This is a genomic window from Mycobacterium sp. 012931 (genome assembly GCF_000419295.1).
GTDB classification, from domain to species: Bacteria; Actinomycetota; Actinomycetes; order Mycobacteriales; family Mycobacteriaceae; genus Mycobacterium; species Mycobacterium marinum.
In genome coordinates, this window is sequence record NZ_AOPX01000001.1 from 2196123 (window position 1) to 2219367 (window position 23245).

Sequence of the window (23245 nt, forward strand, 5' to 3'; positions counted from 1 at the left end):
TGATCGCGAGCCGCGGATACACGAATCGAGGCAATTCGAGATGGCACTGCAGACGCGCGAGGCGCGCACGCTGGCTGAGAAGGTCTGGGACGACCACGTCGTGGTGTCCGGTCGGAACGAGGCTCCCGACCTGATCTACATCGATCTGCATCTGGTGCATGAGGTCACCAGCCCGCAGGCATTCGATGGTCTGCGCCTGGCCGGCCGCCCGGTGCGACGGCCCGATCTGACCATCGCCACCGAGGATCACAATGTGCCGACCGTCGATATCGATAAGCCGATCGCCGACCCGGTGTCTCGGACCCAGGTGGAGACATTGCGGCGTAATTGCGCGGAATTCGGCATCCGGCTGCACCCCATGGGTGATGTCGAGCAGGGCATCGTGCACGTCGTGGGACCTCAGTTGGGCCTCACTCAGCCGGGAATGACCATCGTCTGTGGTGACAGCCACACTTCGACCCATGGCGCGTTCGGTGCCTTGGCGATGGGCATCGGCACTTCCGAAGTCGAGCATGTGCTCGCAACACAGACGCTGCCGTTGCGGCCGTTCAAGACGATGGCGGTCAATGTGGATGGGCAACTACCCGAAGGAGCGTCGGCCAAGGACATCATCCTTGCGCTGATCGCCAAGATCGGCACCGGCGGTGGGCAGGGGCACGTCATCGAATACCAGGGCAGCGCGGTTGAATCGCTGTCCATGGAAGGCCGGATGACGATCTGCAACATGAGCATTGAGGCCGGCGCCCGAGCCGGGATGGTGGCGCCGGACGAGACCACTTACGAGTACTTGCGAAACCGGCCACACGCCCCAACCGGTGCCCAGTGGGATGCCGCGCTTGGGTACTGGCAACAACTGCGGACCGATCCTGGCGCCGTCTTCGACACCGAGGTCCATCTCGACGCCGCCGAGCTGAGCCCCTTTGTTACGTGGGGAACCAATCCCGGCCAGGGCGTGCCGCTTTGCGCCACGGTGCCCGATCCCGAGCTCATCGGCGATGACGGCGAGCGCCAGGCCGCCGAGAAAGCATTGGCGTACATGGACCTTGAGCCAGGAAAAGCCATGCGCGATATCGCGGTCGATGCCGTGTTCGTCGGGTCGTGCACCAACGGCCGGATCGAGGATCTGCGGGTCGTGGCCGAAGTGCTGCGTGGCCGCAAGGTCGCCCCAGGGGTGCGAATGCTCATCGTTCCCGGCTCCATGCGGGTGCGTGCCCAGGCCGAGAAGGAGGGCCTGGGTGAGGTCTTCACGGTCGCGGGCGCCGAATGGCGGCAGGCGGGATGCTCTATGTGCCTAGGGATGAACCCCGATCAGCTCGCGCCGGGGGAGCGCTGTGCGGCGACGTCCAACCGCAACTTCGAGGGGCGCCAGGGCAAGGGCGGGCGGACACATTTGGTCTCGCCGGCGGTGGCCGCCGCAACCGCGGTTCGCGGCACCCTATCCGCGCCTGCCGATTTGAATTGAACTCAAACAAACAGAGGAAGAGTCATGGAAGCCTTTGACACCCACACCGGCATCGGTGTACCGCTGCGCCGGTCCAATGTCGACACCGATCAGATCATTCCCGCGGTTTTCCTGAAGCGTGTCACGCGAACCGGTTTCGAGGACGGGTTGTTCGCCAGCTGGCGCTCGGATCCGTCATTCGTGCTAAACCTCAGCCCCTTTGACCGGGGCTCGGTGTTGGTGGCCGGGCCGGATTTCGGCACCGGATCCTCCCGCGAGCATGCCGTCTGGGCGCTCATGGACTACGGATTCCGGGTGGTCATCTCCTCGAGGTTCGGCGATATTTTTCGCGGGAACGCGGGCAAGGCGGGCCTGTTGGCCGCCGAAGTCGACCAAGATGGCGTTGAACTTCTTTGGAAGCTCATCGAGCAGAGTCCAGGTTTGGAAATCACTGTCAATCTTCAAGATCGAAATGTGATTGCCGGAACAGTGGTGCTGCCGTTCAGGATTGACGACCACACCGCGTGGCGACTCCTTGAAGGTCTTGACGATATAGCCCTTACGCTGCGTAAACTCGATGAAATCGAGGCATACGAGGCTGCTTATCCGGCGTGGAAACCGCGCACTTTGCCTACCTCCTGAAGGCTCTTGGGGCGGGGAATTTTCCCTTCCGTGAGCCGCTGTGGTGTGGGCAAGCAACACCCATTTTGGGGTCACTCCACCGGTCAAGGGCGGCAATCGGATTGCCGAAATTGCGTTCGACGGGTCCTGAAATTGCGCGTGGCTCTTGGAAATCAGGCAGGTGAGGGTTTACCGTGTCCACTAGTCGGTTCCATAAACGAGGACCGCTAGCTTCGGAGGGTTGGATGAACAAAGCAGAGCTCATTGACGTGCTCACACAGAAATTGGGCTCGGACCGTAGGCAGGCAACCGTGGCCGTCGAGAATGTTGTCGACACCATTGTGCGCGCCGTGCACAAGGGCGACAGCGTCACGATTACCGGATTTGGGGTGTTTGAACAGCGTCGCCGTGCGGCCCGGGTGGCCCGCAATCCGCGTACCGGTGAGACGGTGAAGGTCAAGCCGACGTCCGTCCCGGCATTTCGCCCAGGCGCGCAATTCAAAGCGGTTGTCTCTGGCGCACAGCGTCTCCCGGCGGAGGGCCCGGCGGTCAAGCGTGGCGTGATGGCGAGCGCCGCTGCCAAGAAGGCAGCAAAGAAGGCTCCCGCCAAGAAGGCCGCGACCAAGACCGCTGCCAAGAAGGCTGCGACCAAGGCTCCCGCCAAGAAGGCCGCGACCAAGGCTCCCGCCAAGAAGGCCGCGACCAAGGCTCCCGCCAAGAAGGCCGTGACCAAGGTCACCAAGGCTCCGACCAAGAAGGTGACCAAGGCAACAGTGAAGAAGGCCGCCGCCAAGGCGCCAGTCCGCAAGGCTGCGACCAAGGCACCGCCAAGAAGGCTGCGGCAAAGAGGCCGGCCACCAAGGCTCCCGCCAAGAAGGCTGCGGCAAAGAGGCCGGCCACCAAGGCTCCCGCCAAGAAGGCGACGAGCACCCGGCGCGGTCGCAAGTAAGTCAGCTCACACGCAAATACCCTTCGGGTGGCAGCGATGCCCCCCGAAGGGTATTCGTGCGTTAGGCCCGCACGTTGGCGGCCAGCGCGCCGCCGATGTGGTCGGCGGCGATGACGCGGCCGCCGGAAAGCGACAGCACCCACGTACTGCCTTTGTGGTTGCGCGATCGGTCGGAGCGGACGCCGTCGCGTTCGCACCACCAAGCGATCAGGTCCGGAATCACCTTGCCCTGTGAGCAGATCACGGGTGTGCCATCGCGCGTAGCGATCTGCAGTAGCCGTTGCCGGCCGCGTTTGGCGTTCTTGGCGTAGGCCTCTTCGGTGAGGGTGCGCTCGTTGTGGATGACCACTCCCAATTCCTCGGCCAGCGGCTGCACCGTCTGATGGCAGCGCAGCCGGTCGGCCGCGTACACCGTGTCGGCACCGAAAGCGAGTAGCTGTGGCACGAGTGCCTCGGCCTGGGCTCGTCCCTTCTTGTCGAGTGGCCGTTGGGTGTCATCTCCGGAGAAGCGTGACTTGCTGCCGGCGCTGCCGTGCCGGACCACCAGGACGGTCTTGGTATCCGCCGGCTTTTTGCCGAACCGCCGCAAGACCTTTCGATCCTGTGCGTAGTCAAGCTTGGTCATCGCGTCGGCGACCGGTAACCAGATCAGCTTGTCGACCTCGTTTCCGGCGGTGAACTCCCCGCCGAGGCTGCGCGCGGCCCAGTAGTAGACCTTCTTGAGGCCCTGCTCGACGGGATAGCTCACCATGATCAGTCGCCTGCCGAGGTGGGCGTGCTGGCCCGTCTCCTCGCACACCTCACGCGCGGCCGCAACCGCTGCGGTCTCGCCGGGATCCACTTTGCCCTTGGGCAGCGACCAGTCGTCATAGCGAGGGCGGTGGATCAATGCAATCTCGATTGCCCCCTTGGCCTTTCCCGGGCGCCACAGCACCGCACCGGCGGCATATACGATTCGGTCTCCCGAGCGTCGGCGGACAGACGAGCTGGGGATCGACAAGTTAACTCCTGCAGGTCAATTCGGCCTGGGCCGCGCGCGGTCGGTTAGGTGGCACAAAACTCGCCGGAGTTTCACAGTGTTAGGGGCTGCGGTGCCGCTCCATCAGTGATACCTGATGGTCGCGAACGGTACGGCCTTCCTGAGGCGACGCGGTCCACTGACCGTCGGGCCCCAGTTCCCAGCAGCGGGTGGCAGGGTCGAGTGCGGACTCGAACAAGTCGTCCAACTGCGCGGTCAGCCGCGGGTCCTTGACCTGAGCCATCACCTCCACCCGCCGATCGAGATTGCGGTGCATCATGTCGGCGCTGCCAATCCAGAACTCGTCAATCGCGCGGAAATGCAGGATTCGCGAATGTTCTAGGAATCGGCCGAGAATCGAGCGGGCGGTGATGTTTTCCGAGAACCCCTCGGCCCCGGGGCGCAGCGCGCAGATGCCACGCACCACGACCTCGATCCGGACCCCCACTTGCGAAGCGCGGTAGAGCGCGTCGATGACCTGTTCGTCGACGAGGGCGTTCATCTTGAGCCGGATGTGGCCCTTTCCCGCCTGGGGGCCGTGTTCAAGGTGTGCGGCCACCTCGCGTTCGACGCGTTCAATGATGCCGGCACGAATCCCGTGCGGGGCCACCAACAGATTGCGATAGGACAGCTTTCGCGAGTAGCCGGTCAACGAATTGAACAGGTCGGTGAGGTCTGCGCCAATGTCGGGCGCGGCGGTCAGCAGGCCGACATCCTCATACAGGCGCGCGGTCTTGCTGTTGTAGTTTCCCGTCCCGATGTGGCAGTACCGCCGGATCACCGGGCCCTCACGACGCACGACCAGTGCTGTCTTGCAGTGCGTTTTGAGCCCGACGATGCCGTAGGCCACGTGCACGCCCGCCTGCTCCAGCGCGCGGGCCCAGCGGATGTTGGCCTGCTCGTCGAAGCGGGCCTTGATCTCGACCAGCGCCACTACCTGTTTGCCCGCCTCGGCCGCGTCGATCAGCGCCCGAACAATCGGCGAATCCCCGGAGGTGCGATACAGCGTCTGTTTGATCGCCAGCACGTTGGGGTCTGCGGCGGCTTGTTCGATGAACCGCTGCACGCTGGTGGAAAACGAATAGTAGGGATGGTGCACCAAGACGTCACCCTCGCGCAGCGTCGCGAAGATGCTCTTGGGCGTTTCGCGCTCGGCGAAGGCGGGATGGGTGGCCGGAACGAAGGTCCGATCCTTGAGGGCGGGGCGGTCCAAACCGTAGATCTGCCACAGCGATGAGAGATCCAGCAGCCCCGGCACCTCGATGACATCGCCGGGATGCACGTCGAGCTCACGCAGCAGCAACTCCAGCATGCCTTCGGTCATGTCGTCGGCAACTTCTAGCCGCACCGGCGAACCGAACCGTCGGCGAGCCAATTCCCGCTCGAGCGCCTGCAGCAGGTCTTCGTCGCGATCCTCCTCGACTTCGAAGTCTGCGTTGCGGGTGATGCGAAACGCGTGATGCTCGACGATTTCCATCCCGGGGAAGAGCACCGGAAGAAAGGCCGCGATGAGTTCCTCCACGGGCAGGAAACGGTGTACGGCCGCCCCTTCGGCTCCGTCGGTATCTGTGCCGCCCAGTTCGACGAAGCGATCGACGTTGTCGGGCACCTTTACCCGGGCGAAGTGCTGGCCACCGTCTTCGGGTTGGCGCACCGTGACCGCCAGGTTCAGGCTCAACCCGCTGACAAACGGGAACGGGTGCGCGGGGTCGACGGCCAGCGGAGTCAGTACCGGAAATACCTGCTCGTGGAAATAGGTCGACAGTTGCTCGCGCTCAGCCTGATCCAGGTCGGCCCAGGTGACAACGTAGATGCCTTCCTCGCCGAGCGCGGGCAACACCGAATCGCGAAACACCCGCGCATGGCGGCTGGCGATGCGCTGCGTCTGCTCGCCGATGCGGCCCAGCTGCTCCCGTGGGGTGAGGCCGTCGGCGGACAGAGCCGACAATCCCATCTGGTCGCGGCGTTTGAGACCGGCCACCCGAACCATGTAGAACTCGTCGAGATTGGACGCGAAGATGGCCAGGAACTTTGCCCGTTCGAGCAACGGCATCGAGTCGTCGGCGGCGAGCGCGAGCACCCGGGCGTTGAACTCCAGCCAGCTCAGTTCGCGGTTGAGGTAGCGGTCCTCGGGCAGCTGGTCGGTGGTCGCGGCCGGCGTCGCGGCCGGCGGTGCCGCCGGGGTCCTGTCGCCTGGCTCCCGTGCGTTCGTGTCTGGCCGTGCCTCTGTGACTGGGCCGGTTTCGATTTCGGTCACCCAGCGATCATTGCCTATCACCGGGTGACGTTGCCAGCGCTGAACCGACATCCGTTTGCTGTTTTTGTTCCGTTCATCCCCGCACAGCCGCCATGCGGGCTAGCGATGGTGGGCGACGACTCGTGCAGTGGCCGGTCCGACCCCGAGGCTGCGGGCGGCCGCCAAGTCCGCCGGAGTGTCGACGTCGCAACGCAGGCCGGGCCACGCGCCGGTCAGCTCGACGGCCCCGGAACGGCGATGTCGGGCGCTGGAATCCGGCCCGAACTGGGGATCGAGTGCGCTTCCGAAGGCGCACAGGGCCGCGGTGCCGGTGCCGAGCCGATCGGCGACGAAGCTGCGCTGGTGAGCGCGTGCGGCGCAGATCGCATCGGCGAGCTCCTGGGTCTGCATCGCAGGCAGATCGCCTTGCAGCACAACAATATTTGGCACGGAACCGGATACCACCTGTTCGGCGGTGAGGATGGCGTTGTTCAGCGGGTCGGGATCACCTTGGCGAGTCGGGTCGGCCAACACCTCGGCGCCGAGCTCGGTTGCCGCGGCCGCGGCGGATTCGTCCGGTGTGATGACGGTGATCGAGCGCAGGTCGCCTACCCGCGCCGCGGCGGTCAAAGTGTCCATCAGCATGGCCAGCACCACACTTTCCCGGGCCGCCGCGGAGAACACCGGGGCCAATCTCGTCTTGGCCGCACCCAATCGCTTGACGGCGATGATCAGGCCGACATCACCCGTACCGTCGGCCCGTATGCCGCTCATGAAGGCCATCCTGCCAGCGCTGGTTTCGGTGCTACCCAGCTGCCACCCCGCCGCCGCCCGCTTTCACTGGGCTGGCGCCTGCCGCAGTGACCCCCGCCGCAACAGCGTGACGGCGGCCCCTGCCGGGGTCTACTGTGTAGCGGCTACCGGTGCCGTCGCAAACGACAAATGGGACAAATAGGGGTGTGGGGATGGCCAGCACGGGAACCGTCACGGTGATGGGAGCCGGTGCCTGGGGCACCGCCCTGGCCAAGGTGTTGGCCGATGCCGGGGGCGAGGTCAAGCTGTGGGCCCGGCGCGCCGACGTTGCCAACCAGATCAACGACAGCCGATACAACCCCGACTACCTGCCCGGTACGTTGCTGCCGCCGGGGATCCGGGCCACCGCCGACGCGGCAGAGGCGCTCGCCGGCGCGGATACGGTGCTGCTGGGTGTACCCGCGCAGACGATGCGGACCAATCTCGAGCACTGGACAACCCTGATTCCACGTGGCGCGACCCTGGTGAGTCTGGCCAAGGGCATCGAGCTGGGCACTCTGATGCGGATGAGTCAGGTGATCGTCTCGGTCACCGGAGCAGACCCGGCCCAGGTCGCGGTGATCTCGGGCCCCAACCTGGCTAGCGAGATCGCCGAGTGCCAGCCCGCTGCCACCGTCGTGGCCTGCAGCGACTCCGGCCGGGCCGTCGCGTTACAGCGTGCGCTCAACAGCGGCTACTTCCGTCCCTATACCAACACCGATGTCGTCGGCACCGAGATCGGGGGAGCGTGCAAAAACGTCATCGCGCTGGCGTGCGGTATGGCCGCGGGCGTTGGCCTGGGTGAAAACACCGTGGCAACCATCATCACCCGCGGATTGGCGGAGATCATCCGGCTCGGTATCGCCCTGGGCGCCAAGGGGGCGACGCTGGCCGGGCTGGCCGGGGTAGGTGACTTGGTAGCGACCTGTACGTCGTCGCGCTCCCGCAACCGGTCGTTGGGCGAGTGCCTGGGCCGCGGCGAGATCCTGCAATCGGCACTGCACAGCAAGGAAGGCCACGTCGTGGAAGGGGTGACGTCGTGCGAATCGGTGCTCGCGCTGGCGTCCAGCTACGACGTCGAAATGCCGCTCACCGACGCCGTACACCGGGTCTGCTACAAGGGCCTGTCGGTAGACGACGCGATCGCGTTGTTGCTGGGGCGTAGTACCAAACCCGAATAGGTCAGACCCGCTCTGTCGGCGCCGCCCGATTGCCCTGGTTAGTGCGGGTAGTCCGGCCTGGTCGCTCAGCACCCGGTAGCCTCTCCAGGTTGTGAGTGGCAGCAGCCGGCGTGGCGAACGTCTCCGGGTTGCCGTCGTGTTCGGCGGACGCAGCAACGAGCATGCGATCTCATGCGTGTCTGCGGGCAGCATTCTGCGCAATCTTGACCCGCGACGCTTCGAGGTGATCGCGATCGGGATCACCCCGCAAGGCTCGTGGGTGCTCACCGACGGCAACCCGGATGCGCTGGCAATCACCGACCGGCGGCTACCCGAGGTGAGCTCCCAGTCCGGCACCGAGCTGGCCTTGCCGGCAGATCCGCGCTGGGGCGGCCAATTGGTCTCGTTGCCGCCCGGTGCCGGAGAGGTGCTGGCCTCGGTCGACGTGGTGTTTCCAGTGCTGCATGGACCGTACGGCGAGGACGGAACGATCCAGGGACTACTCGAACTCGCCGGCGTTCCCTATGTTGGCGCCGGGGTGCTGGCCAGCGCGGCCGGTATGGACAAGGAGTTCACCAAGAAACTGTGGAGTGCGGCGGGGCTACCGATCGGCCCGCATGCCGTGCTGCGCCCATCGCGACAATCGCTGGACCGCGAGGAACTGCAGCGGCTGGGGTTGCCGGCTTACGTCAAACCCGCGCGCGGCGGCTCCTCGATCGGTGTCAGCCGGGTCTCGAGCTTCGATGAGCTGCCCGCCGCGATCGCCGCCGCCCGGCGACACGATCCGAAGGTGATCGTCGAGGCCGCGATCAACGGTCGCGAGCTGGAGTGCGGCGTGCTCGAGTTCCCCGACGGCAGATTGGAAGCCAGCACCCTGGGAGAGATCCGGGTGGCCGGTGTGCGTGGACGCGAAGACGGATTCTATGACTTTGAGACCAAATACCTCGACGACGCTGCCGAATTGGACGTGCCGGCCAAGGTCGAAGACGACGTCGCTGACGCGGTGCGCCAGCTGGCGATTCGCGCTTTCGAGGCCATCGACTGCCAAGGCCTGGCCCGAGTCGACTTCTTCCTCACCGACGACGGCCCGGTGATCAACGAGATCAACACGATGCCAGGGTTCACCACGATCTCGATGTACCCGCGGATGTGGGCGGCCAGCGGGGTCGACTATCCCACCTTGCTGGCCACCATGGTGGAGACCGCGTTGTCGCGGGGCATCGGCCTGCGCTAACCCGCCGGGGCCGGGTCGATCGGCACCGGCGCAATGGCGCGGTCGATGATCTCGGACAACTCCTGGATGGGGGTGGGCCCCGACCCCGCGGGCAAGGTCAGCGCCACGTAGACCGGACGGTCCACGGTGTACCAGGTGGATCTGCTCCCCGCCGTCGCGGTGCCGGCGGCCTCGGTTTGGTCGCTGACCCGAAACCACTGCACCCGGTCGACGACCTGAATCGGCGACCCCACCACGAAGTCGGCCGGGCGGTCCAGCCCGCAGCGCAATATCACCGGCTCATCGGCGGCCGCGGAGCTCCAGGCGCCGGTGCCTTGCGGTGCGGGTTGCACCATGGGCGCGCGCTGATAGTCGCCGAGACGCTGCGGCAACGCGGTCAGCAGCGCGTGGCACGCAGGACTGGCCGCCTGCGGGGCCGGAACCGAGGGGACGGCGACCGGTTGTCGCGGTACCTCGCGGTTGGCCGCGATCACCAGAATTGTCCCGAGGGCGGCCACGGCCAGCAGTGCGGCGGCGATGATCAGGACTCGTGGCGGACCATCGGGATCGGGTTGGGGGTTGGCCGGGGTGTCGCCTGTCACCGCGTCGGATACCTCCGGTTCAACTCGACTCTCCTGTCCCACCCGGTCCGCCCCGGAACCGCAACCGGCCCGCGCGGGTGTTTCGGGTCGTCAGGGCTCATACACTAACGCGGTCCGCCCGGGCGGGCAGGAACCCCAAAATTACCGCAGACCGCTCTCGGTTCGCGGGTATGCGAGTCCGGGCCGGTACACCACGAAGGAGGTGGCGTGGGTCAGGACACGTCGGGACAGACACCGACCCTGCGCGAGCTCGGGGAGTTCGCCGTGATCGACCGGTTGGTGCAGGGGCGCAACCAGCCCGCTGTCGTTGAGCTGGGGCCAGGCGATGATGCTGCGGTGGTGGCCGCCCCCGACGGCCGTACGGTGATTTCCACCGACATGCTGGTCCAAGATCGCCACTTCCGGCTGGACTGGTCGAGTCCCCACGACGTCGGTCGAAAAGCGATCGCCCAGAACGCCGCCGACATCGCCGCGATGGGCGCCAGGCCTACCGCGTTCGTGGTGAGCTTGGGCGCACCCGCCCACACGCCGGTGGCCGAGGTGACTGCGTTGCTCGACGGCATGTGGGAGGAGGCCGGGCGGATCGGCACCGGAATCGTCGGCGGCGATATGGTCCGGTGTCCGCAATGGGTGGTGTCGGTCACCGTTCTGGGTGACCTCGAAGGTCGCCCGCCGGTCACCCGTGGCGGCGCCAAGCCGGGCTCGTCGGTTGCGGTCGCTGGCGAACTGGGCCGTTCGGCGGCCGGATATGCGCTGTGGCACAACGAGATTGCCGGGTTTGACGAACTTCGCCGCCGCCATCTGGTACCCGACCCGCCCTACGGCCAGGGTGTGGCGGCCGCGGTGGCCGGGGCTCAAGCGATGATCGACGTCTCCGACGGCTTGGTCGCCGACCTGCGCCATATCGCCGATTCCGCTGCGGTCGGCATCGACGTCGCCACGGCGGCGTTGGCCCAAGATCATCGCGCGCTGATCGCAGCCGCGGATGCGGTGGGCGCCGATCCGTGGGGGTGGGTGCTCGGTGGGGGTGAGGACCACGCGCTGGTGGCGTGTTTTTCCGGTGCGGTGCCCGATGGCTGGCGGGTGATCGGGCGGGTGTTGGACGGGCCGGCCCGGGTGCTGGTCGACGGCCAGCAGTGGAGCGGCTACGCCGGCTGGCAGTCATTTGACTAGCGCGGCAATTGAGTAGGGTGACGCGGTGACCGTCTACGCGATCGCCCAATTGAGATTCACCGACCGGCCCGCCTATGACCGGTACCAGGCAGCGTTTATGCAGGTCTTCGACCGCTACGCGGGAACGCTGCTCGCTGCCGACGAGTCACCGACGGTGGTCGAGGGGCAGTGGGACCGCGAGAAAGTGGTGCTGATGTCGTTCCCTGACGAAGCGGCATTTCGGGACTGGGCGCAGTCGCCGGATTACCAGGACATCGCCAAGGATCGCCGGGAGGGCGCCGATACGGTCGTGTTGCTGGCTCGGGGGGTGCAGTGACCGCGCGGGCGCTCGATGAACTGGTCGAGCCGGGGTGGGCGAAAGCTCTCGAGCCGGTCGCCGACCAGGTAACTGCGATGGGGCAGTTCTTGCGGGCCGAACTCGCGGCGGGCCGTAAGTACCTGCCCGCGGGGCCGAACGTCTTGCGCGCGTTTACTTTTCCCTTCGACCAGGTGCGAATTCTGATCGTTGGCCAAGATCCCTACCCGACACCCGGACACGCGGTGGGACTGAGCTTTTCGGTAGCCCCCGATGTCCGCCCGCTCCCACGCAGCCTGTCCAACATTTTCCAGGAGTATGCGGACGATCTGGGCTATCCGATGCCCGCCTGCGGCGACTTGACGCCGTGGGCGCAGCGCGGTGTCATGCTGTTGAACAGGGTGCTCACGGTTCGGCCCAGCAACCCGGCGTCACATCGGGGCAAGGGCTGGGAAGCGTTGACCGAGTGCGCCATCCGGGCTTTGGCCGCGCGGTCGCAGCCGATGGTTGCCATTCTCTGGGGGCGCGACGCGTCGACCCTGAAGCCGATGTTGGCCGACGGCGATTGTGCTTCGATCGAATCTCCACACCCATCGCCGCTATCGGCGTCTCGTGGTTTCTTCGGTTCACGGCCGTTCAGCCGGGCCAACGAATTGCTTACCGGCAGGGGAGCCGACCCGATTGACTGGCGCTTGCCCTGAGCGCCATGAGGGCGTTGCGTGCGCACCGGCGCGGCGGCCCGGAAACGCTGGCCGTCGAGCGCGCACCGGTGCCGGTGCCGGCGGCCGGCGAGGTCGTGGTAGCCGTGCGCGCTGCCGGCATCACGTTCGACGAGTTGACCTGGGACCAGACCTGGACCCGCGATGGTGTCAGCCGGACACCGGTGATCCCGTCACGCGAAGTCTCCGGAGTGATCCATGAAATCGGATCGGGTACCGAAGATTTCCATTGTGGTGATGAGGTCTACGGGCTGATCGGTTTCGATCGAGACGGTGCGGCAGCCGATTTCGTCGCGGTGCCCGCCGCACACCTGGCCGCCAAGCCTGCGACGATCAGCCATACCGTGGCGGCGGCGCTGCCGCTGGCCGGGTTGACCGCGCTGCAGGCACTTGTCGATCACGCGGCGGTACGGCCCGACGAAGCGGTATTGGTGCACGGAGGGGCCGGGGGAGTCGGGGCCCTGGTGGTCCAACTGGCGGCCATCCTCGGCGCCAACGTCACCGCTACCGTTCGCAGCGATGCCGGCGAGCTGGTCAGCCGCCTGGGTGCCCAGCGGGTAATCGACACCCGCGCCGAAGCATTCGAGCGGACCGCCACGGATTTCGACGTCGTCATCGACACGGTGGGCGGGGACACATTGGACAGATCCTTCGCGGTGTTGCGCCCAGGCGGACGGCTGGTCACCCTCTCGGCACCGCCGCCCGCCGGCAAGGCCGACGAACATGGCGTTACTGCAGTGTTTTTCATCGTGACGCCCAACCGCGATCAGCTCAACAGGCTCGGCGAGCTGGTCGGCAGTGGGCGGCTGCATGTCGAGATTGCGCAGAGTTTTCCGCTGGCAAAGGGGCGCGAGGCGTTCGAAAGCGGACGGGGTGCCGCTCGGCGAGCGGGCAAGACCGTCATCACGGTTGGACAGTGACAGCGGCCGGCTCGACGCGGATTGCGCTACGGCCTGAGACCATCGAGGCATGTACGACTTGGATGAGACCATCCGTCTGCGGCGTTCGACGCGCATGTTCCTGCCCCGCCCGGTGCCGCGGCGGTTGGTGCAGGAAGCGCTCGAACTTGCGATGTGTGCCCCCTCGAACTCCAATGTGCAGCCCTGGCATGTCGTGTTTACCAGCGGTGCGGCACGCGACCGATTGGTCGCGGCGATGCTGGAAAGGGCGCGCTCCGAGCCGCCCAATGTTGCGCGATTGCCGCCGGCATTCACCCACCTACGCAGCGCACTGGGAGCACAGGTCTACGGGGCGATGGGCATTGCTCGCGATGACACGCAGGCCCGACAGACCGCTGTGCTGCGCAACTGGGAGTTCTTCCGGGCCCCGCTGGGTGGCATCGTATCGATGCACCAGGAGCTGGGGCTGGTCGACAGCATGGGTGTCGGCATGTTCCTGCAGAACCTGATGCTGGCGCTGACCGCGCGCGGTCTGGGCACCTGCGTACAGGTCTCCATCGCCGGCTATCCCGAGATCGTCCGCAAGCAGGTGGGCATACCTTCGCACCTGACCATCCTGTGTGGCCTGGCGATCGGCTATCCCGACCCGGACTTTGCCGGCAATCAGCTGCGCGTTGGTCGCGACGATGTTGCTGAACACGTCGTTTTTCTCGACGATTGACTGGCCAGCGGGCGCGAGAAGAGCTTGCGGTGACCGGAGTTGGGCGGGCCCGTACACGCCAAATCGCCCGGCTCTATCGAGACGGGCGAACAGGCGCGAGCAACCACGAACTCGGTGGCGCCGCTACTGGCTGGGCCGAACCCGCCGGTGGCTGTTCAGCCGCGGCTGACCTTACCGGCCTTGATGCACGAGGTGCAGACGTTGAGGCGCTTCTTGTTGCCGCCAGGGCGGGTCACGGCGCGCACGGTCTGGACGTTGGGGTCCCACCGGCGACTGGTGCGGCGGTGGGAGTGCGACACCGACTTGCCGAAGCCGGGGCCTTTCCCGCAGATATCGCACACAGCGGCCATTGTTGCACTCCTCAAGTCTGTTGGGTTCCGGCGACCCGGCCGGGACAGCCTAGATCTACCCAGGCCGTCCTAGGATACCGACGTCCCCGGCAAGCACCAAACGAGCCACCGCTAAGGGTGGCGTCAGGGCCGGTCTCGTCGGACCGCCTGGCTAGGCTCGATGGGCCGGGTCCCCGGTGGCCCGGGGTGTTCCCTCGCGCATGAACCGACGCAAACTATCCGCAACGTCACCGGAGCTACGCTGGCGCCCACCGGGGCTAGGCAGAGGAGGTGGGGGCAGGTTGGGCACGACTGAACGCCCGCTGGATGCCTTGGCCCTGCGAGACTGGGCGCACACCGGCGTCAGCGACCTGATCACCCACCTTGACGAGATCAACCGGCTGAACGTGTTTCCGGTCGCCGATTCCGATACCGGCGCGAACATGCTGTTCACTATGCGATCCGCGCTTGCTCAGGTCGATTCGACGGGTGGTGCGGGGCCCGAACACCCCGAAGACCCCGAGCACAGGGATGTCGCCCAGGTCGCGGCCGCGTTGGCGGCCGGCGCCCTCAACGGCGCACGCGGCAATTCCGGGGTGATCCTGTCACAGATCCTGCGCGGTGTTTCCGATGTGACCGATAGCGCCGCCGCCGGTCAACCGTTGGCCGCAATCGACGCGGCACTGCTGGCCGCGGCCCTGTGGCGCGGCGTCGAGCTGGTCATCACGTCGATGGGCGGTGAGGAAGTGCCGGGCACCATCGTCTCGGTCCTGCGCGCCGCCGCGGTCGCGGTCCGGCAGTGTGCTGACGCCGGCGAAGGGTTGGCCGCCGCCGTCGCCGCGGCGGGGGACGCGGCGGTGGTTGCGCTGGAGAAGACCCCCGAGCAGCTCGACGTGCTGGCCGACGCGGGTGTTGTCGATGCCGGCGGACGAGGATTGTTGGTCCTGCTGGACGCGCTGCGCTCGACCATCACCGGTCAGACTCCCGCGCGATCGGTCTACGAGCCGGCCCCGCGCTCGCCGGCGCTCGGGGCGGGGGTGCCGGCACCCGTACCGCAGTTCGAGGTGATGTACCTGCTGGCCGGTTGCGATGCTGCGGCGGCCGACACGCTGCGCGATCGGCTCTCGGAGCTGGGGGATTCGGTGGCAATTGCCGCCGCACCATCGGAGAGCTATTCGGTGCATGTGCATACCGACGACGCGGGCGCGGCCGTCGAGGCCGGGCTGGCGGCGGGGCGGCTGAGCAAGATCGTGATCTCGGCGCTCAGTTCCGGGACCACTGCACTGGCGGCCGGCGGTTGGACCCGCCAGCGCGCCGTGCTGGCCATTGTCGACGGCGATGGTGCCGCCGAACTGTTTGCCGCCGAAGGTGCGTGTGTGTTGCGTCCCGGCGCGGGGGCCGCGGCGCCCGCGTCCGACCTGAGCGCACACCAGTTGGTGCGCGCGGTGGTCGACACCGGTGCCGCGCAGGTCATGGTGTTGCCCAACGGCTACGCCGCCGTCGAGGAACTGGTGGCCGGCTGTACGGCGGCCATCGGCTGGGGCGTTGACGTGGTCCCGGTGCCGACGGGGTCGATGGTGCAGGGCCTGGCCGCGCTGGCCGTGCACGACCCGGCCAGTCAGGCGGTCGACGACGGCTACATCATGGCCGGGGCCGCCGGGGCCGCCCGGCACGGATCGGTACGTATCGCCACCGAGACGGCACTGACCTGGGCTGGAACCTGCAAACCGGGCGATGGTCTGGGTATCGCCGGCGATGAGGTGCTGATCGTCGCCGATGACGTCGCCGCGGCGGCGATCGGGTTGGTCGATCTGTTGTTGGCGCCGGGAGGAGACTTGGTGACGGTGCTGATAGGCGCCGGTATCGATGATGATGAACGGATTGCCAGGCTGGTTGAGAGCCTGGAAAAACACATGCACGACCATCACCCGGGGACCGAGCTGGTGATCTACCGCACCGGTCATCGCGGTGACGCGCTGCTGATCGGGGTGGAGTAGCCATGGTGGCATTGAGCGATCGGCTCGACTTCGTTCTGGGTGCCAAGGCGGCCGAGGCTCTCGACGAGGAGTTCGGCATCCGGACTGTCGACGACCTCTTGCGGCACTACCCGCGCAGCTATGTCGAAGGCGGGGCACGCCGCGGCACCGACGATGAGCAGCCCGAAGTGGGGGAGCACATCACCATCGTCGATGTCATCACCGAAACCAAGTCGTTTCCGATGAAGAAGACCCCGAGGCGGTTGTGTCTGCGGATCACCCTCGGGTCGGGGCGCAACAAGGTGACCGCCACCTTCTTCAACGCCGACTACATCAAAAAGGGCCTCACCAAGAACACCCGGGTGATGCTGTCCGGCGAAGTCGGGTACTTCAAGGGCGTCATGCAGCTCACGCACCCGGCGTTTCTGATCCTGGATTCGCCGGACGGCCAGCATCACGGCACCAAATCATTGAAGAGCATCGCCGACGCCTCCCAGGCCATCAGCGGCGAACTGGCGATGGAGGAGTTCGAGCGGCGCTTTTTCCCGATCTATCCGGCCAGCACCAAGGTGCAGAGCTGGGACATCTTCAAGTGTGTGCGCCAGGTGCTCGAAGTGCTCGACCCGGTGGACGAGCCCCTGCCAGCGGCGTTACGCGCCGAGCACGGCCTGATTTCCGAGGACGACGCCTTGCGCGCGATCCACCTCGCCGAGGATGAGTCCGAACGCGAACAAGCGCGCCGGCGGCTGACCTTCGACGAAGCCGTCGGGTTGCAGTGGGCGTTGGTGGCCCGCCGGCACGGTGAGCTATCCGAGTCGGGGCCGCCGGCCCCGGCCCGATCCGACGGCCTGGCCGCCGAGCTGTTGGCACGGTTGCCTTTCGAGCTCACCGCGGGGCAGCGCGAAGTGCTCGACGAGTTGTCCGACGGGCTGGCGGCGACCCGTCCGATGAACCGCTTGCTGCAAGGCGAGGTGGGCTCGGGCAAGACGATCGTGGCGGTGCTGGCGATGCTGCAGATGGTCGATGCGGGCTACCAGTGTGCGCTGCTGGCTCCTACGGAAGTGCTTGCCGCACAGCATCTTTTGTCTATCAACGATGTTCTCGGTCCGCTGGCGATGGGGGGCCAGCTGGGCGGCGCCGACAACGCCACCCGGGTGGCGCTGCTGACCGGCTCGATGACAGCGGGGCAAAAAAAGCAGGTTCGGGCCGAAATCGCCAGCGGTCAGGTCGGCATCGTCATCGGTACCCATGCGCTGCTGCAGGACGCGGTGGAATTCCACAATCTCGGCATGGTGGTGGTCGATGAACAACACCGCTTCGGCGTCGAGCAGCGAGACCAACTGCGGGCCAAGGCTCCCGCCGGCATCACACCGCATCTGCTGGTGATGACGGCCACGCCGATACCGCGCACCGTAGCGCTCACCGTCTACGGCGACCTGGAGACCTCCACCCTGCGTGAGCTTCCGCGCGGGCGTCAGCCGATCACCACCAACGTCATCTTTGTGAAAGACAAACCCGCCTGGCTCGATCGGGCCTGGCAGCGCATCGTCGAAGAGGTTGCCGCGGGTCGCCAGGCCTACGTGGTGGCCCCGCGCATCGACGAGAGCGACGAGAGCGACAAAGCCGAAAACGGCGCCCGCCCGTCGGCGACCGCCGTGGGGCTCTATTCCCGTTTGCAGGCCGCCGAACTGGCGGGGCTGCGATTGGCGTTGATGCACGGACGCCTGTCTGCCGACGAGAAGGAAGCCGCGATGGCGGCCTTCCGCGCCGGCAACGTTGATGTGCTGGTGTGCACCACGGTCATCGAGGTGGGTGTCGATGTCCCCAATGCCACGGTGATGCTGGTGATGGACGCCGACCGCTTCGGCATCAGCCAGCTGCACCAGCTGCGCGGCCGCATCGGGCGTGGCGAACATCCCAGCCTTTGTCTGCTGGCCAGCTGGGTTTCGCCGGGCTCGCCGGCGGGGCGACGGCTGCGCGCGGTCGCTGAGACCATGGACGGCTTTGATCTTGCCGAGCTGGACCTCAAGGAGCGCCGGGAAGGAGACGTGCTGGGCCGCAACCAGTCCGGCAAGGCGATCACCCTACGCTTGCTGTCGCTGGCCGAGCATCGGGTATTCATCGAGGCCGCCCGGGACTTCTGCAACCAGGCGTATCAGCAGAGCACTGGCGGCGGTGGCCCACATCCCGGGTTGGCTCTGATGGCGGCGCGCTTCACCAACACCGATCGCATCGACTACCTGGACAAGTCATAACGTCGTGAACCGAAAGATGCTGCTGTGGCTGTCGGTGGCCGCGCTGCTTGCGGTGCTGGTCGCCTATCAGAGCGTGCGGGCGTCGACGGCCAGGCACGCAGAGGAGTTCGCCGCGCGGGCCGGCGTTCCGACGGTCCAACCCGGGACCGACGTGCTCGCCGGGATCGGCGTGCTGCCGCGGCGAATGCACCGCTACGACTACCGCAGGGCCGCATTCGGCGCGGCCTGGGACGACAACAACGACGCCCCCGGCGGCCACAACGGGTGTGACACTCGTGACGACATCCTCGACCGCGATCTCGTCGACAAGACCTATGTGGTGACCAAGCGGTGTCCGAATGCGGTGGCCACCGGCACGCTGCACGACCCGTATACCAACACCATCGTCGTCTTCCAGCGTGGCGCCAGAGTGGGGCAATCGGTGCAGATCGATCACATCGTCCCGCTGTCGTATGCGTGGGACATGGGCGCATCGGACTGGCCGGCAGCGCGGCGGCTGCGGTTCGCCAACGATCCGGCCAACTTGCTGGCCGTGCAGGGGCACGCCAATCAGGACAAAGGGGACTCCCCGCCGGCCGGGTGGATGCCGCCCAACGCCGCGTTTGCCTGCCAATACGCCATGCAATTCATCGCCGTGCTGCGCGGATATGCGCTGCCGGTCGATCGGGCGTCGAGCGACGTCCTGCGCCAGGCCGCGGCGACCTGCCCGACCGGGTAGCCGGTTACACCCCGGCGAAGGTCATCGGGTCCTCACGCAGGCGGGTCCCGTCGTTGAGGCCGTTGATGGCGTCCATGTGCTGGGAGGCCAGCTCGAACTCGAACACGTCCAGGTTGGTGGCGATGTGCTCGGCATTGGAGGAACCGAAGATGACGGCATTGCCCAGTTGCAGGTTCCAGCGCAGCAGCACCTGGGTGGGCGTCTTGCCGTACTCGCCCGCGATCGAGGTCACGGTCGGGTTGTCGGCCAGCTGGCCGAGCGCCAGCGGGGTGTAGGACTGCGTCACCACGTTGTGCTGGGCATTTGCCTTGCGCAGCTCGTCCTGGTTGAGCAGCGGGTGCAACTCGACTTGGTTGACCGCGGGGGTGACGAAGGTCAGGTCGATGACGTTGGAGACGTGTTCCTCGGTGAAGTTGGACACCCCGATGGAGCGGGTGAAGCCTTCACCGCGGGCCTGGATGAGGCCGCCGAACGCGTCCACGTACTTGCCCACCGCCGGGGCCGGCCAGTGAATCAGGTACAGGTCGACGTAGTCCAAGCCCAGCCGGTCCAGGCTGGCCTTGCAGGCCTCGCGGGACGCGGTGAAGCCGTGGTCGGCGGTGGCGACTTTGGTGGTGACGAACAACTCCGCCCGGGGAATGCCGGATGCGGCGAGGGCCCGCCCGACTGCCGCCTCGTTGCCGTATGCGGCGGCGGTGTCGATGAGCCGGCAGCCGATTTCCAATGCCGCGGACACCGCGCGCTCGGTCTCGTCATCCGACAACCCAGCGACGCCCATGCCGAGGACCGGCATGGTGTTCTCGTCATTGAGCGCTATCGATGGGGCAGAGGGGCTGGGGGCGCCCGGCATCATCTCGCCTACCTGTGAAAATTGAACGTTCGCGGATTTTGACTAAGTCGGGTTCGAACCTCTGGCGACCAGGCCACCGTGATTTTATCGGCGCTCAGTTCAAAGTCGAACACGGTGGAAGTCGCTCGCAATCCGTCTGGGGGTTTACCGACTCAGGGGATCACGATATTACCGAGTTGTATATGTCACCTAATCAACGCCCGTGCCGCTGCTTCGTCGCAGGTGACGGCGACGGCGTTGCGCCCTGTGACGCTCGGTGTCGGGGGGCGCTTCGGGTGAACTTGTCCGGCGGTGGCCAGCGCCGATGCGTGGAAGATGGTCGGATGGCTGCCGCGCATCCGGCCCGCGGCTGCAACCGTGGTCCAGATTCGGCAACAGGGCTACCACGTACAGTTGGTCGCAGGGCACGTCGGACTCGCCGACCGCGCGCCGGGTTTCCCGTTCACTGCGGTTTACCTCGGGGGTTGTCGGGATCCAGCAGTTGCCGAGCCCGACGACGGCTACCGAATGATCGTCGTCCAGCAAGACGAGGCTTGTCTAGCGATTCTAGGGAGTAGCCCATGACAAATAGCCTGCCAGGTGAGACGGACCTCCATCCCGAAACGGTGCACGCGACGATGAGCTGGCTGAGTCGCGTGCAGAACACCGTCACCGTCGTCGGCGCCAAGGTCATCCCATGGGTTCCCGATGTCGCCAAACGGCTGATCACACGGGGTCGCTCGGTCATCATCGACGGAAACACCCTCGATCCCGCATTGCAGCTGATGTTGTCGGGCATGCGGGTCGTGGGTCTGGACGGGCTGGTGATCGATGACGACCTGGCCGCTTCCCGCGCCCACATGCGCGAGGCGATGTTGGGATTTCCCGGTCCGCAGATCCATGTCGATGTCGAGGAATTAACCCTGCCCGGACCTGCCGGCGACATCAGCGCCAGGCATTACCGTCCGCCCGGCGATGCGGCCGCGCCGTTGCTGGTCTTCTACCACGGGGGCGGGTGGGCACTCGGCGACCTCGACACCCACGACGCGGTCTGCCGACTGACTTGTCGCGATGCGGGCATCCATGTCCTGGCGATCGACTACCGGCTGTCGCCCGAGCATCGCGCCCCCGCCGCGATCGACGATGCGTTCGCGGCCTTTGAGTGGGCGCACGCGCACGCCGCCGAGCTTGGTGCTCTGCCGGGACGGGTTGCGGTCGGTGGCGACAGTGCGGGGGGCAACCTGGCGGCCGTGGTGAGCCAGCTGGCCCGAGACAGCGGAGGCCCGGCCCCGATTTTCCAGTGGCTCATCTACCCACGAACCGACTTTGCCGGGCGGACCCGTTCCGCGAGCCTGTTCGCCCGAGGGTTCTTGCTGACCAAACGCGACATCGACTGGTTTCACTCCCAGTACCTGAAGGGCTCCGGCATTGAGCCCACGGACCCGCGGGTATCGCCGTTACGAGCCGAATCACTGGCCGGGCTGGCGCCGGCGCTGATCGCGGTGGCAGGCTTCGACCCGTTGCGTGACGAAGGCGAGAACTACGCGACCGCCCTGCGGGCCGCCGGCACCCCGGTTGACCTGCGCGCCATGGGGTCGCTGACGCACGGGTTCCTCAATCTGTTTCCGCTCGGTGGTGGTTGTGCCGCCGCAACCAGCGAGCTGATTTCTGCGCTGCGTGCACACCTGACCCGGGTTTGAGCGGTGCCGGTGGGGTGGCTTCGCGCCGTGGGTGCGGACCGTTGCGGGCACCATCGGTCAATATCGTCGTGGGTCTCAGCTGCGGCTGGCCGGCCGCCGGTACTCTAGAGGCGCCCGACCACCGGAGGCTGAACGAGCCCGCAAGCGAAGCGCAGCCGACCAATACATGTGAGGATCAGCAAACCTGTGGCCGACAAAAACAAGCGTCCCCCGCGGATCGACCTGAATTCGCCCGACGGCAAGTTCGGCCGGCTCATCCAGATCGGTGGCACCGCGTTCGTCGTGTTCTTCGCGGTCGCCCTGGTCTTCTACATCGTGACCTCGCATCAGAAAAAGGGCGGCGGTGCCGCCGGTCCCGACGACTCGGTCCGGGTGACGTCGAGCAAGCTGGTCACCCAGCCGGGGACCCAGGACCCCAAGGTCGTGATGACCTTCTACGAGGACTTCCTGTGTCCGGCGTGCGGCATGTTCGAGCGCGCGTTCGGCCCGACGGTGTCCAGGCTGGTCGGCATCGGGGCGGTCGCCGCCGATTACACGATGGTCGACATTCTCTCCAGCCCGCGCAACCAGAACTATTCGGCGCGAGCCGCCGCCACGGCGTACTGCGTCGCCGATGAGTCCATCGATGCGTTCCGGCGGTTCCACACCGCGATGTTCAGCAAGGACATTCAGCCGTCCGAGGTCGGCAAGACATTCCCCGACAACGCGAAGTTGATCGAAATCGCGCGTGAGGCGGGTGCGGCGGGAACGGTGCCGGACTGCATCAACAGCGGCAAGTACCTCGACAAGGTCAACGGGTTGGCGGTGGCAGCCAATGTGCATGCCACCCCGACGGTCAAGATCAATGGCGAGGAATACGAATGGTCGACGCCGGAAGCGCTGGTGGCCAAGATCAAAGAGATCGTGGGCCCCATTTCGGGCATTGACGCGGTCGCAGCCAACGCGACATCCTGACCATTGTGGTGTCAGCTGACTCCGCCGAGCGATCCAGCGACCTGACGTCAGGCGCCGTTCGCCAGGTGCACGTGCCCATGGCCAGCGCATGGTGGGTGCTGATCTGCGGTGTGACGGGCCTGCTTGCGTCCGGAGCGCTGACCGTGGAGAAGGTCAGGATCCTGCTCGACCCCAGCTATGTTCCCGCATGCAACATCAACCCCATCGTGTCGTGCGGCTCGGTGATGACGACCGCGCAGGCCTCGCTGCTGGGCTTTCCCAACCAGCTGTTCGGCATCGCGGCGTTCACCGTGGTGGTGGTCACCGGCGTGCTGGCGGTGACGAAAGTACCCCTGCCACGTTGGTATTGGGTGGGGCTGACGATCGGTGTCCTGGTCGGAACGGTGTTCGTGCACTGGCTGATTTTCGAGAGTCTCTACCGCATCGGGTCGCTGTGTCCGTACTGCATGGTGGTCTGGATCATCACCGCGACTTTGTTAGTCGTGGTTGGCTCGATAGCATTCCGTCCGGACCCGGACAGCACCAGCGGCGCTGCTGTGCGGGTGCTTTTCCAATGGCGGTGGTCGATTGCCACGCTGTGGCTCACCGCAGTGTTTCTGCTGATCATGGTTCGCTTCTGGAACTATTGGTCGACACTGCTCTAGG

General features: G+C 66.3%; 22 protein-coding genes and 1 pseudogene. 17 read left to right on the forward strand and 6 right to left on the reverse strand.

Annotated features, from left to right (window positions below; translation table 11 throughout):
- Positions 1-40 precede the first annotated feature (40 nt).
- From leuC to MMSP_RS25840, 3 genes and pseudogenes are all read left to right on the forward strand, one after another.
- The gene (leuC, locus tag MMSP_RS09970) at positions 41-1462 is read left to right on the forward strand and encodes a 3-isopropylmalate dehydratase large subunit (protein WP_020786507.1); all 1422 of its coding nucleotides are present in this window, start codon (positions 41-43) and stop codon (positions 1460-1462) included.
- A 24-nt stretch (positions 1463-1486) separates the two neighbouring features.
- Positions 1487-2083 (forward strand): 3-isopropylmalate dehydratase small subunit, encoded by a 597-nt coding sequence (leuD, locus tag MMSP_RS09975; RefSeq protein WP_011740035.1) that lies wholly within the window; start codon positions 1487-1489, stop codon positions 2081-2083.
- A 224-nt stretch (positions 2084-2307) separates the two neighbouring features.
- Positions 2308-3011 (forward strand): annotated as a pseudogene (locus MMSP_RS25840) (HU family DNA-binding protein).
- A gap of 61 nt (positions 3012-3072) precedes the next feature.
- Here the strand turns inward: MMSP_RS25840 and MMSP_RS09985 are convergent.
- The 3 genes from MMSP_RS09985 to cofC form a co-directional block, all read right to left on the reverse strand.
- Entirely contained in the window at positions 3073-4011 is a 939-nt protein-coding gene (locus MMSP_RS09985) for an NUDIX hydrolase (protein ID WP_011740037.1), read from the reverse strand.
- A 79-nt stretch (positions 4012-4090) separates the two neighbouring features.
- Entirely contained in the window at positions 4091-6307 is a 2217-nt protein-coding gene (locus MMSP_RS09990; RefSeq protein WP_012393542.1) for an RNA degradosome polyphosphate kinase, read from the reverse strand.
- Positions 6308-6385: 78 nt separating this feature from the next.
- Positions 6386-7039: a 2-phospho-L-lactate guanylyltransferase gene (cofC, locus tag MMSP_RS09995; RefSeq protein WP_012393543.1), complete on the reverse strand. Its 654-nt coding sequence runs from the start codon at positions 7037-7039 to the stop codon at positions 6386-6388.
- On the opposite strand from cofC, the gene MMSP_RS25845 reads away from it, so the two are divergent.
- The 3 genes from MMSP_RS25845 (at position 7029) to MMSP_RS10005 (ending at position 9451) form a co-directional block, all read left to right on the forward strand.
- Complete coding sequence (locus tag MMSP_RS25845; RefSeq protein ID WP_235065720.1) at positions 7029-7220, forward strand: hypothetical protein; 192 nt, start codon at positions 7029-7031, stop codon at positions 7218-7220. The genes cofC and MMSP_RS25845 overlap by 11 nt on opposite strands.
- A 10-nt stretch (positions 7221-7230) precedes the next feature.
- A complete protein-coding gene (locus MMSP_RS10000; protein WP_020724647.1) occupies positions 7231-8238 on the forward strand; it encodes an NAD(P)H-dependent glycerol-3-phosphate dehydrogenase in 1008 nt (335 codons plus the stop codon).
- Between the two features lie 91 nt (positions 8239-8329).
- Positions 8330-9451, forward strand: a complete 1122-nt coding sequence (locus MMSP_RS10005; RefSeq protein WP_012393545.1) for a D-alanine--D-alanine ligase family protein — start codon at positions 8330-8332, stop codon at positions 9449-9451.
- On the opposite strand, the gene MMSP_RS10010 is transcribed toward MMSP_RS10005, so the two are convergent.
- Positions 9448-10032, reverse strand: coding sequence for a DUF3515 domain-containing protein (locus MMSP_RS10010; protein ID WP_015355140.1), 585 nt, complete (start codon positions 10030-10032; stop codon positions 9448-9450). The genes MMSP_RS10005 and MMSP_RS10010 overlap by 4 nt on opposite strands.
- A gap of 207 nt (positions 10033-10239) precedes the next feature.
- On the opposite strand from MMSP_RS10010, the gene MMSP_RS10015 reads away from it, so the two are divergent.
- Genes MMSP_RS10015 through MMSP_RS10035 form a run of 5 tightly spaced genes read left to right on the forward strand, consistent with a single transcriptional unit; the run spans position 10240 to position 13839 of the window.
- Positions 10240-11205 (forward strand): thiamine-phosphate kinase, encoded by a 966-nt coding sequence (locus MMSP_RS10015; RefSeq protein WP_015355141.1) that lies wholly within the window; start codon positions 10240-10242, stop codon positions 11203-11205.
- Between the two features lie 25 nt (positions 11206-11230).
- Positions 11231-11521: a DUF1330 domain-containing protein gene (locus tag MMSP_RS10020; protein ID WP_011740044.1), complete on the forward strand. Its 291-nt coding sequence runs from the start codon at positions 11231-11233 to the stop codon at positions 11519-11521.
- Complete coding sequence (locus MMSP_RS10025; protein ID WP_020786510.1) at positions 11518-12201, forward strand: uracil-DNA glycosylase; 684 nt, start codon at positions 11518-11520, stop codon at positions 12199-12201. The genes MMSP_RS10020 and MMSP_RS10025 overlap by 4 nt, the downstream gene beginning before the upstream one ends.
- Before the next feature lie 5 nt (positions 12202-12206).
- Positions 12207-13139 (forward strand): NADP-dependent oxidoreductase, encoded by a 933-nt coding sequence (locus MMSP_RS10030; RefSeq protein WP_020786511.1) that lies wholly within the window; start codon positions 12207-12209, stop codon positions 13137-13139.
- A 49-nt stretch (positions 13140-13188) separates the two neighbouring features.
- Positions 13189-13839, forward strand: coding sequence for a nitroreductase (locus MMSP_RS10035; RefSeq protein WP_012393550.1), 651 nt, complete (start codon positions 13189-13191; stop codon positions 13837-13839).
- Between the two features lie 155 nt (positions 13840-13994).
- On the opposite strand, the gene rpmB is transcribed toward MMSP_RS10035, so the two are convergent.
- Positions 13995-14189, reverse strand: a complete 195-nt coding sequence (rpmB, locus tag MMSP_RS10040; protein ID WP_011740047.1) for a 50S ribosomal protein L28 — start codon at positions 14187-14189, stop codon at positions 13995-13997.
- Between the two features lie 281 nt (positions 14190-14470).
- Here rpmB and MMSP_RS10045 point away from each other — a divergent pair, with 281 nt between their 5' ends.
- The 3 genes from MMSP_RS10045 to MMSP_RS10055 are packed head-to-tail and all read left to right on the forward strand — an operon-like array spanning position 14471 to position 19117.
- Positions 14471-16165: a DAK2 domain-containing protein gene (locus MMSP_RS10045; RefSeq protein WP_020786512.1), complete on the forward strand. Its 1695-nt coding sequence runs from the start codon at positions 14471-14473 to the stop codon at positions 16163-16165.
- A gap of 2 nt (positions 16166-16167) precedes the next feature.
- Entirely contained in the window at positions 16168-18399 is a 2232-nt protein-coding gene (recG, locus tag MMSP_RS10050) for an ATP-dependent DNA helicase RecG (protein ID WP_015355144.1), read from the forward strand.
- A 4-nt stretch (positions 18400-18403) separates the two neighbouring features.
- Entirely contained in the window at positions 18404-19117 is a 714-nt protein-coding gene (locus tag MMSP_RS10055; RefSeq protein ID WP_020724652.1) for an HNH endonuclease family protein, read from the forward strand.
- A gap of 4 nt (positions 19118-19121) precedes the next feature.
- On the opposite strand, the gene MMSP_RS10060 is transcribed toward MMSP_RS10055, so the two are convergent.
- Positions 19122-19970 (reverse strand): aldo/keto reductase, encoded by an 849-nt coding sequence (locus MMSP_RS10060; protein WP_036426399.1) that lies wholly within the window; start codon positions 19968-19970, stop codon positions 19122-19124.
- A gap of 614 nt (positions 19971-20584) precedes the next feature.
- On the opposite strand from MMSP_RS10060, the gene MMSP_RS10070 reads away from it, so the two are divergent.
- From MMSP_RS10070 to MMSP_RS10080, 3 genes are all read left to right on the forward strand, one after another.
- A complete protein-coding gene (locus MMSP_RS10070; RefSeq protein ID WP_272890004.1) occupies positions 20585-21646 on the forward strand; it encodes an alpha/beta hydrolase in 1062 nt (353 codons plus the stop codon).
- Positions 21647-21832: 186 nt separating this feature from the next.
- Entirely contained in the window at positions 21833-22600 is a 768-nt protein-coding gene (locus MMSP_RS10075; RefSeq protein ID WP_020786514.1) for a DsbA family protein, read from the forward strand.
- 5 nt (positions 22601-22605) lie between these two features.
- The gene (locus MMSP_RS10080) at positions 22606-23244 is read left to right on the forward strand and encodes a vitamin K epoxide reductase family protein (RefSeq protein ID WP_020786515.1); all 639 of its coding nucleotides are present in this window, start codon (positions 22606-22608) and stop codon (positions 23242-23244) included.
- Position 23245: the final 1 nt, after the last annotated feature.

Coding starts and splice junctions, on each gene's coding strand:
- cofC (WP_012393543.1), bottom strand. CDS start 7,039: ATGAGCGGCATACGGGCCGACGGTACGGGTGATGTCGGCCTGATCATC.
- MMSP_RS10070 (WP_272890004.1), top strand. CDS start 20,585: ATGAGCTGGCTGAGTCGCGTGCAGAACACCGTCACCGTCGTCGGCGCC.
- MMSP_RS10060 (WP_036426399.1), bottom strand. CDS start 19,970: ATGATGCCGGGCGCCCCCAGCCCCTCTGCCCCATCGATAGCGCTCAAT.
- MMSP_RS10030 (WP_020786511.1), top strand. CDS start 12,207: ATGAGGGCGTTGCGTGCGCACCGGCGCGGCGGCCCGGAAACGCTGGCC.
- recG (WP_015355144.1), top strand. CDS start 16,168: ATGGTGGCATTGAGCGATCGGCTCGACTTCGTTCTGGGTGCCAAGGCG.
- MMSP_RS10035 (WP_012393550.1), top strand. CDS start 13,189: ATGTACGACTTGGATGAGACCATCCGTCTGCGGCGTTCGACGCGCATG.
- leuC (WP_020786507.1), top strand. CDS start 41: ATGGCACTGCAGACGCGCGAGGCGCGCACGCTGGCTGAGAAGGTCTGG.
- MMSP_RS25845 (WP_235065720.1), top strand. CDS start 7,029: ATGCCGCTCATGAAGGCCATCCTGCCAGCGCTGGTTTCGGTGCTACCC.
- leuD (WP_011740035.1), top strand. CDS start 1,487: ATGGAAGCCTTTGACACCCACACCGGCATCGGTGTACCGCTGCGCCGG.
- rpmB (WP_011740047.1), bottom strand. CDS start 14,189: ATGGCCGCTGTGTGCGATATCTGCGGGAAAGGCCCCGGCTTCGGCAAG.
- MMSP_RS10000 (WP_020724647.1), top strand. CDS start 7,231: ATGGCCAGCACGGGAACCGTCACGGTGATGGGAGCCGGTGCCTGGGGC.